Origin of the sequence: Flavobacterium sp. 9AF, assembly GCF_902506265.1 — a bacterium.
Classification (GTDB): domain Bacteria; phylum Bacteroidota; class Bacteroidia; order Flavobacteriales; family Flavobacteriaceae; genus Flavobacterium.
This window is the reverse complement of record NZ_LR733619.1, coordinates 1-8,879: the sequence shown is the minus strand read 5'-3', so window position 1 is coordinate 8,879 and position 8,879 is coordinate 1. Positions and strand designations below refer to the sequence as shown.

General features: G+C 28.7%; 11 protein-coding genes. 1 reads left to right on the top strand and 10 read right to left on the bottom strand.

Going from position 1 to position 8,879, the window contains the following annotated elements; translation table 11 throughout:
- The coding region (locus HALO113_RS18255; RefSeq protein ID WP_159780576.1) for a thiol-disulfide oxidoreductase DCC family protein at positions 1-361 on the bottom strand (361 nt) is incomplete at its 3' end.
- Between the two features lie 16 nt (positions 362-377).
- Positions 378-2,546, bottom strand: coding sequence for a DNA mismatch repair protein MutS (locus HALO113_RS18250; RefSeq protein WP_159780575.1), 2,169 nt, complete (start codon positions 2,544-2,546; stop codon positions 378-380).
- A gap of 77 nt (positions 2,547-2,623) precedes the next feature.
- Here HALO113_RS18250 and HALO113_RS18245 point away from each other — a divergent pair, with 77 nt between their 5' ends.
- Complete coding sequence (locus HALO113_RS18245) at positions 2,624-3,289, top strand: uracil-DNA glycosylase (RefSeq protein WP_159780574.1); 666 nt, start codon at positions 2,624-2,626, stop codon at positions 3,287-3,289.
- A 15-nt stretch (positions 3,290-3,304) separates the two neighbouring features.
- On the opposite strand, the gene HALO113_RS18240 is transcribed toward HALO113_RS18245, so the two are convergent.
- The 8 genes from HALO113_RS18240 to HALO113_RS18205 all read right to left on the bottom strand — a co-directional run.
- A complete protein-coding gene (locus tag HALO113_RS18240; RefSeq protein ID WP_159780573.1) occupies positions 3,305-4,237 on the bottom strand; it encodes a transglutaminase in 933 nt (310 codons plus the stop codon).
- A 29-nt stretch (positions 4,238-4,266) separates the two neighbouring features.
- Positions 4,267-5,112 carry a substrate-binding domain-containing protein gene (locus HALO113_RS18235; RefSeq protein WP_159780572.1) on the bottom strand — a complete coding sequence of 282 codons (846 nt, stop codon included), beginning with the start codon at positions 5,110-5,112 and terminating at the stop codon, positions 4,267-4,269.
- Entirely contained in the window at positions 5,112-6,221 is a 1,110-nt protein-coding gene (locus HALO113_RS18230; protein ID WP_159780571.1) for a hypothetical protein, read from the bottom strand. The genes HALO113_RS18235 and HALO113_RS18230 overlap by 1 nt, the downstream gene beginning before the upstream one ends.
- A gap of 20 nt (positions 6,222-6,241) precedes the next feature.
- Positions 6,242-6,784: a GNAT family N-acetyltransferase gene (locus HALO113_RS18225; RefSeq protein ID WP_159780570.1), complete on the bottom strand. Its 543-nt coding sequence runs from the start codon at positions 6,782-6,784 to the stop codon at positions 6,242-6,244.
- Positions 6,785-6,852: 68 nt separating this feature from the next.
- On the bottom strand, positions 6,853-7,227 hold the full coding sequence (locus tag HALO113_RS18220) for a VOC family protein (protein WP_159780569.1): 375 nt from the start codon (positions 7,225-7,227) through the stop codon (positions 6,853-6,855).
- 73 nt (positions 7,228-7,300) lie between these two features.
- Positions 7,301-8,167, bottom strand: coding sequence for a nucleoside phosphorylase (locus HALO113_RS18215; RefSeq protein ID WP_159780568.1), 867 nt, complete (start codon positions 8,165-8,167; stop codon positions 7,301-7,303).
- A gap of 56 nt (positions 8,168-8,223) precedes the next feature.
- A complete protein-coding gene (locus tag HALO113_RS18210; RefSeq protein WP_130733664.1) occupies positions 8,224-8,559 on the bottom strand; it encodes a translation initiation factor in 336 nt (111 codons plus the stop codon).
- Between the two features lie 52 nt (positions 8,560-8,611).
- The coding region (locus HALO113_RS18205) for a GxxExxY protein (protein ID WP_159780567.1) at positions 8,612-8,879 on the bottom strand (268 nt) is incomplete at its 5' end.

Here is an 8,879-nt window from a genome sequence, read left to right as displayed (position 1 = left end):
ATTTATATCTATTTTTAGCAATATAATCATAAACAGTATTTTTAATATTATTGGGAATAAAAGTTAAATAGCCAAGTAATACATAAACTCCATTTAATTTTTTTGCAATTTCTAAAGCAGCTTCAGCTTTATAATAATAGGCTTTTCCTGGAATATAAAGAATTATTGAGTCTGTTTTTGAAGTATCAATCCCAATATGTTTTATTATTTTTTGACCTAATTCGGATTGTATAGCAACAAATCGAAATAGATCTTTTTTATCTCTTTTTATGATAAATTGTACTGAAGATTCGCATAGATTACAAATTCCATCAAAAAGGATAATTTGCTTCTCTTTTGGTAAATTTTCTAATTCTTTCATAATTTTTAAAACTTATTTAAAGAGGTTGAATGTATTCTAACTGTGCTAAATCTACTTTGGAAGTAAAAACACCATAATTAACAGTAGCCTTATTTTTCTCTATTTTGTCAATGGTTCCAATCGCTTTTCCATCGTTCATTCTAACGCGATCTCCTACTTTTAAAATTACTTTTGGTTTTTCGGCTTCTAATTTTTGTGCTTTTATTTTCTTTTCTTTTTTCTCAGTTCTAATTTCTTCTACTTTTTCTTTTACTTCTTCAATAATTTGTTTTTCAACTTTTTCTTTGGCAATTTTCTCTTTTTTGGTAATTTTTTTTCGTTTTGAATTTTCTATCTCAACTATCTTTAAAAAATCTCCAATTAAGGTTTTTTTATCTTTATTATTGAAATATTTTTCCGAGATATCATCTAAACGTTGTCCCAAATAAATCAAGCGCTGATTAGCGTCGTATAGTTCTTGATAACGCTCTAGTTTATCCTGAATTTTAGCATTAATACTTTCCATTTTTTTACTCTCTTCTCTCGCTTTCGATTCTTCTTCTTTTAAGTTTTGAGAAGTTTTTTCTAATTTTGAACGTTCTTTTTGAAGCGTGGCAATGGTTTTATCAAAACGCACTTTACTACCTTCAATTTTCTTTTTAGCCCTATTAATTAAACCAAAAGGAATTCCATTCTTTTGTGCTACTTCAAAGGTAAACGAACTACCAGCTTGACCTAAATGTAATTTGTATAACGGTTCTAACGTTTTTTCATCAAATAACATATTTGCATTGGTTGCAAAGGGTAATTCATTAGCTAAAATTTTTAAATTCGTATAATGCGTAGTTATAATACCAAAAGCTTCTCTTGCATAAAATTCTTCTAAAAAAGTTTCTGCCAACGCTCCTCCTAATTCTGGATCAGAACCAGTACCAAATTCATCTATTAAAAATAACGTCTTTGAATTGCATTTTTTCAAGAAATAATTCATGTTTTTTAAACGATAACTATAGGTACTTAAATGATTTTCAATAGATTGGTTGTCGCCAATATCGGTTAAAATTCGATCAAATAAAAAGGTGGTACTACGCTCGTGTACTGGAATTAAAATTCCTGATTGTAGCATTAATTGTAACAATCCGATTGTTTTTAAAGAAATTGTTTTACCACCAGCATTAGGTCCCGAAATAACTATTATCCTACTTTGATTATCTAATTCAATAGTTTGCGGATGAATTACTTCATTTTTAGCTTTATTAGTTAAATAGAGAATAGGATGATAAGCCTCTCTAAAAAATAAATGTTTCTCTTCTGTAATAGTAGGTAAGATACCATTAATTGCATTAGCATATTTGGCTTTGGCCGAAATTAAATCAATATCTGATAAGAAATCTTGGTAGGCTAATAATAAGTCTTTAAAAGGTCTTATTAGATTGGTCAATTTCTTTAAAATACGAATAATTTCTTCTTTTTCGTCTTGTTCTAATTCGCTTAATTCTCTAGAATAACGCAAAGTAGCTTCAGGTTCAATATACACAATACTTCCTGTTTTTGAACTTCCTAATACAGAACCTTTTACTTTTTTTCTATACATAGCCAAAACAGCAAGTACTCTTCTATTCTCTACTACTGTCTCTTTAATATCATCTAGATAACCAGAGGAATTGTATTGTGTAAGAGCGGTACCAAAACTTTGATTGATTTTACCTCTAACCAGTTGCATATTTCTACGAATATTTACCAAATCTGGAGAAGCACTGTCTTTTATTTCACCATACTTGTCAAAAACAGTATCGATATGTTTATTAATTTCTTTGGTATATTCTATATTAGTTGTTTTGTAATATAGTTTAGGATAATAATCTTGAAATTTTTTTAAAAAATGTAATAATGCATTAGCTGTTTCTGCAACATGTGCAATTTTTTTAAAGCTCGAAGCATCAAGAAAACTATCTTCTATTCCTAAAAATTGCAATTCTTTTGTTATGGTTTCAAAGCCATGATTGGGAATAGCATTATTATTTGTATAAGAAGATACATATTCAGAAGTTTGTGTTAATTCTAATAGTAAAGCTTCTTTATTTTTAAAAGGTACAATTTGTTGTGCTTTTTGCTGACCAATTTCGGTAGAACACTTATTGGATATTGTTTCTAAAATAGTATAAAATTCTAAATCCTGTAAGGTTTTGTTTGTAACGGAAATCATTCTTCTCTTTCTCTTTTTACTTGCAAATTTACATCCTATTATAGTATAAATTTCTATTTTTGATAAAATTTTAAATTATGTCGATTAAAATTCATGATTCTTGGAAAACGGTGCTACAAAATGAATTTGAAAAAGAGTATTTTGAGAAATTAATTTCATTTGTAAAAGAAGAATATCAATCACATACTTGTTTTCCATCAGGGAATCAGATTTTTGCAGCTTTTGATATTTGTCATTTTGAAGATGTTAAAGTGGTTATTATTGGTCAAGATCCTTATCATGGCAAAGGCCAAGCCAATGGGTTATGTTTTTCAGTAAGTGATGGCATTTCTTTTCCACCTTCATTAATTAATATATTTAAAGAAATTCAAACCGATTTAGGTCAAAATATACCTACTTCTGGAAATTTAGAACGTTGGGCCAAACAAGGAGTCTTACTTTTAAATGCAACATTAACAGTAAGAGAATCGCAAGCGGGAAGTCACCAAAATAGAGGATGGGAAACATTTACGGATGCCGTTATAAAAAAAATATCGGATGAAAAAGAACAAGTAGTATTTCTATTATGGGGTGGTTTTGCTAAAAAGAAAGGTGTAAAGATCGATAGAGAGAAGCATTATGTTCTTGAAACAGGTCATCCTTCTCCCTTAAGTGCTAATAGAAAACTATGGTTTGGTAATAAACATTTTAGTAAAACGAATGATTATTTGAGAAGTATAGGTAAACCTGTGATAGAATGGTAGGATTTTTATTATTCTCTAATAAAAAGTCAACTCTCCTAAAATTTCTTCTTTCATAAATGGGCCACCAGGATAACTAGCTGTATAATCTAGATTAAGCCATATTTGACCTCTTTCGTCTATATGATAATGTATTTGTTGTTTTTTTGCTTCTTCTTTAAAAAGAACTTCTTTAATAAGAAATATTGCAGTTTCTAAATTATTCTTATCACCAATTAACATTTCTGGATATAAATGTCCTCCTGTATGAATGATTCTTGGTGTACCACCAATAGCTTTAATACTTGCAGCCATTAAAATAGCGTGGTCATCACAATCTCCAGAAAAATGTTGTAAACTTTCAGATGCATAAGCAATATATTCTCTTCCTTTAGGATCATTTACATAATTCCAATTATCTTTTATTTCTTTAAAAACGGCAAAACATTGAATTAATTTTCTGTTTTTGGAATAGCCTTTAATCTCTTTAAAATGTTGGGTAGTTGCGTATAATGCAAAATTTCTTACTTTGGGATTCGTAAAATCTACGGCATCAATAATTTTAGATTTATTTGGAAAAGGTAATAGCTTTGAAATGATTAAATCCTGTGGTTTGGGATTTTCACTCATAGAATAAATCATATATTTATAATCTTCAAAAACTCTTTCGAAGCCATAATTTCCAAATAATGTTCCGTAAATTAATGTTAATAAGTAAAGAAAAATACAAATTATAATAATCGTTTTGAGCAATCGTAAAATGATTTGGATAATGACCAGAATAAGAATGAACATTAAAATCCGATCTAAATTATAAAACCAATTCAGCTCTATTAAGTTTTGATGTGCAATTAAAAAAACGGGTATTGTAATGAGTACATTAAGCAAAAAAATGATAATAGTATCCCAAGGCTTTGGTAAAGAAAGCTTTTCCTTAATTTGTTTTAATGTAAGCGAGTTTTGGTTAACCATTAATTTTTAAAAACGATAAAATTAAGTAATTATTTAGCTATCGTTTCATAAGAAACCATTTTTTCAATAATATTTAACTTATAAAGTTGTTTTTGTACTTTTTCTAAGGTTGTTTTGTCTATTTGATATTGCGACCAATGGGTTACACTTAGCCATTCTCTTATATCTTCTACTTTTTGATTGTATTTTGATGCTAAAGTTCTGTCAATACTTGGAATATGTTTGAATTCTTCTGTGGTAAGATTTATAATTTCTAGAATTTGATTAATAATAGAAGGTTCTTTTTCAAAAACTTCATTTCTAACCGCAATTACAAAACATGGCCATGGAGTAGGGCAGTCTGCAATTTTTCTAAAAGTTCCATTGTCAACTAAAGGTTTTGTCATAAAGCGTTCCCACATAAAATAATCAGCAGTACCAGATGATAAAGCCGTTACAGCACCGTCTATTGTATGTACAATTTCAAATTGTAAATTTGAAGTATTCCATCCGTTATTTTGTGCATTTACATAGCTCATTAAGTGAGATCCAGAACCTAATCTTGAAATAGCTGCTTTGGTATTTTCTAAATCGGATTGCGTTTTATACGGAGTATTTACTCCCACATGAATCCCCCAAATTAAAGGACTTTTTACATATATTTGTACAATTTTGCTAGGATTTCCTGCTATAATATCTTTTACAATACCTTCCGTTAAAATGACAGCCATATCTGTTTCTCCATCACGAAGCATTTGGCACATTTTTCCTGTTCCTTCTGGAACGTCTGTCCATTGTAAATCAATTCCAGCTTCTTCAAATTCTCCATTTTCAATGCATAAATGCCAAGGTAAATTAAAATGTTCGGGTACTCCTGCTATTTTTATTGTTTTCATTATTCTGTTTTTTCTTTTTTAAACCAATTTTCCCAAGTGTAATATGACAATCTTTTGTTATTATTTTCATCGATTAAACCTGTATCTTGCCATAATCCAAACAAGTCGGTATATAAGCCTTGTTGCTGTAAAAATAAATTTCCATCATCATAATCCTTAGAACAAAACCAAATTAAAAAAACAGCATTTTTATTTTGAGACAAGTTAAGGATTGTTTTTAGATAATTATCTTGCCAAATGGTTGTACCTTGTTTATTTAAATTATAACTTGAAATTACTAGATTTTCTGCTATGTAAGATGTTTCAGCAAAGCAAAAAGGTTTATTTGCCATAAAAATATATTTCTCAAAGTAATTTGCTGGAAATAAATCAGGATTGGTATTTCCGTTTATCGAAGAACTAATGGAAATATAAGGATAAGCACTCAATCCAATAATATCTGTATAGGGTAATAATTCTGTTGCATTTACAAAACCTCCATTGGATTCACTCACCATATAACTAATAAAACAAGGTATATTTGGATGATTCGATTTTAAATTTTGGTAAACTTGTGCTAAAAATATTTTATATTCAGTAAAATCGGTAGCTATAAATTCAGGATTATTACTCTCTACACCAAAATTTATATAATCTGGTTGGAAATTGTTTATTAGATATTCTAAATAATTGGTATAAGCTGTTATAATTTCTGGATTTGAAAATGTTTTGTTATTCCAACTTGCTTTTATACTTGATTCTACAGTTGAATTCCTATAATAATCTGCTTTTTCTTTTCTAGTTAAATTAAGAGCAGCAACACTTAATAGCACTTTTAAATTGGAATTTGTTTTCGATAAGCGGGAATTGATCTCTTGCTGTAATGCAACAGGCATTTCTAAATTATGATAAGCTTCTTCATAAGGAATTCCTTCATCAAAATGATGGGAAACAATATCACATTTCGTATTGATAAAATCATAAGCTTTTTCTAAATCTTGCGATGTGAAATTGGCAGGCCAGGGAGTTACACCCATATAGAATTTTCTATTTTCTTCTATAATTGTATCATCGGGTTTACAACTGAATAATAATACAAATAGAAAGATATATAAAGCTTTAATTTTCATCGGAATAAATATAAATTGTGTTACTCGTTTCGAAAATCTGATTTTATTAACTGCCACCATTTCCATAAAACACCTTCTGGATCATTATAATCTTCCATAAATTGCATACCACATTTACTAAGTACACGATTTGATGCACCATTTTCGGAATGTGTGTAGGCATTAATTTCAGTTATTTTCATTTGGTTGATTCCGTAATCTAACCAAAATTGAGTAGCTTCTGTTGCATAGCCATTATTCCAGAAAGGTTCATTTAATCGATAACCATAATCAAAGAAATTAGTATTACCATTTTCCACATGGTCGTTTACAAATTTTATTCCAGTCCATCCAATAAATTCACCTGTATCTTTTAAAATAGTTGCAAATCGACCAATATTATTTTCTTTATATTGTCGTTGTACATATTCAATTACTTTAATTGTTTCCTCTATATCTTTTGAAGGTTTGTTCCAAAGATATTTATGAACTAGAGGATTACTATCCATTGCAAACATATCTTTTGCATCTGATATTTCAAGCGGTCTAAGAATAAGTCTTTTGGTTTCTAGGATTAGATTCATATTTAATTTTTTTGGAACACAGATTAGAAAAATCGAAATAATTTTAAAAATTTCTGAAATCAGAGTTGTTATACTTTTACTTTTGAAATTATAATTGAATAACCATCTGGATCGTTAAAAATTATTCCATTTTCATTCCAGTAAGGATTTTTAGATAAAATAGAGGGTATATTATTTTCAACTAATTTACTTCTGATCTTTTCAAATTCTTGAATAGTCTCTGGGTAAAAAACCAAATAATCTTCTTCTCCAAAATTAAATGTTATCAATTCATTTGATTTTGTGAATTCCAAATGCCAATCTAAATTGGGTTTGCCAATAAAAATACCATCGTAGTCACTATGATTTTCAAAACTACCTAAGTATTCTAAACCTAATAAATCTATGTAAAAAGATTTTAGATTTTCTAAATTATTAGTATGTCTTGCGAATCGAAATTTCATATTTATTTTGTTAACACAGATTGTAGAAATTCAAATAATCTTTAAAATTTCTGAAATTTGAGTTGCTTAACTTTTATTGAATAAATTTATCTAAAGTATAATCAATTAAATTTTCAACCACTTCATATGGATTTTGACTAAAATCACCTGTTGCTCTGTTTGCAATGATGGCATTCAATGACAAACAATGATGTCCTAATAACTTTCCTAAACCATAAATAGCAGCGGTTTCCATTTCAAGATTGGTCATTCGTGTACCATTAAAATTGAAATTATCCATTTTGGTATTCAATTCTGGATCTTGAATTGGCAAACGCAATACTCTACCTTGAGGTCCATAAAAACCACCTGCAGTCCCTGTAAACCCTTTGTGCATTTTGGAACTAAAGATTGTATTGGCTAATGTTTCACTGCATTTAATAACATACGGACGCCCTTTTTTTAAGTCCCAATTGGTTTGCGCAATAAATGCTTCTTCAATTGCTGATTCTGAAATAGTGTCTATTAAATAAGAGCGCAACATATTGTCTAAACCAATGGCATATTCACTCATTACAAATGCATCTACAGGAATATCTTTTTGTAAAGATCCAGAAGTTCCAATACGCACAATATTAAGTGCTGTATGCGTTTCTTTTGGTTTTCTGGTTTCTAAATCAATGTTTACCAAAGCATCCAATTCATTTAAAACGATGTCTATATTATCTGGACCAATTCCCGTAGAAATTACAGTGATTCTTTTTCCTTTGTAACTACCGGTTTGCGTTTTAAACTCTCTTTTTTGAGTGGTAAATTCTACATTGTCAAATCGAGAAGTTATTTTTGAAACTCTATCTTGGTCACCCACAAAAATAATATCGTGAGCAATGTTTTCTGGTTTTAAGTTAATATGGTATAAACTACCATCTGGGTTTAATATTAATTCTGAATTTTTAATCATAATGTTCTTGTGAGCTTGAGTAGCAAGCTCTTATTTAAATTTTATAAATTGTCAACTTAACCTCCAACGCGTTTCGTTTTAAAGCCTTTATTTTGAAGGAATTGCATTATCTTATCACGATAGTCGCCTTGTATGATAATTTCTCCATCTTTAAAACTACCACCTACTGCAAATTTATTTTTAATTTCTTTGGCTAATAATTTAAAGTCTTCTTCTTCACCTTCATATCCCGCAATAATAGTTGTTGGTTTTCCTTTTCTTTTTTCATATTTACAAATCATAGGTTCTTTTTGAACAAACAATTCATGTTCTGAAATTTCTGGTGTTTCTTCTTTTTCGTTTGAGGGTTGATGGTCTGGAAATAATTTTTTTAATTGGTCTTCTAAACTCATTTTAATTTATTTTGGATCACAGATTGGAGATATTTAAGAAATAATAAAAATCTTACTTATGTTTTTTTAAATCATTAGTAAAAATTTTTCTTATAAATTGCGGATCTTTTCCAAAATTAAGAATTAATCCAACTTCGCACTTTGTTGCTTTTAAATAATTCAATAATTGACTTTCATGTGTTTCTATTAAATATTCAACACATTTCAATTCAACGATTACTGATTCATTTACAATTATATCTGGAATATATTCTCCAACAATGATATTTTTATAATGTACATTTATTTTTTTATAGCTTTCAATTTCAAATCCTCTAGAT

Bases quoted from the DNA above. Each gene is read 5' to 3' on its own strand.
- HALO113_RS18250 (WP_159780575.1), bottom strand. From the start codon at position 2,546: ATGATTTCCGTTACAAACAAAACCTTACAGGATTTAGAATTTTATACT.
- HALO113_RS18245 (WP_159780574.1), top strand. From the start codon at position 2,624: ATGTCGATTAAAATTCATGATTCTTGGAAAACGGTGCTACAAAATGAA.
- HALO113_RS18240 (WP_159780573.1), bottom strand. From the start codon at position 4,237: ATGGTTAACCAAAACTCGCTTACATTAAAACAAATTAAGGAAAAGCTT.
- HALO113_RS18235 (WP_159780572.1), bottom strand. From the start codon at position 5,112: ATGAAAACAATAAAAATAGCAGGAGTACCCGAACATTTTAATTTACCT.
- HALO113_RS18230 (WP_159780571.1), bottom strand. From the start codon at position 6,221: ATGAAAATTAAAGCTTTATATATCTTTCTATTTGTATTATTATTCAGT.
- HALO113_RS18225 (WP_159780570.1), bottom strand. From the start codon at position 6,784: ATGAATCTAATCCTAGAAACCAAAAGACTTATTCTTAGACCGCTTGAA.
- HALO113_RS18220 (WP_159780569.1), bottom strand. From the start codon at position 7,227: ATGAAATTTCGATTCGCAAGACATACTAATAATTTAGAAAATCTAAAA.
- HALO113_RS18215 (WP_159780568.1), bottom strand. From the start codon at position 8,167: ATGATTAAAAATTCAGAATTAATATTAAACCCAGATGGTAGTTTATAC.
- HALO113_RS18210 (WP_130733664.1), bottom strand. From the start codon at position 8,559: ATGAGTTTAGAAGACCAATTAAAAAAATTATTTCCAGACCATCAACCC.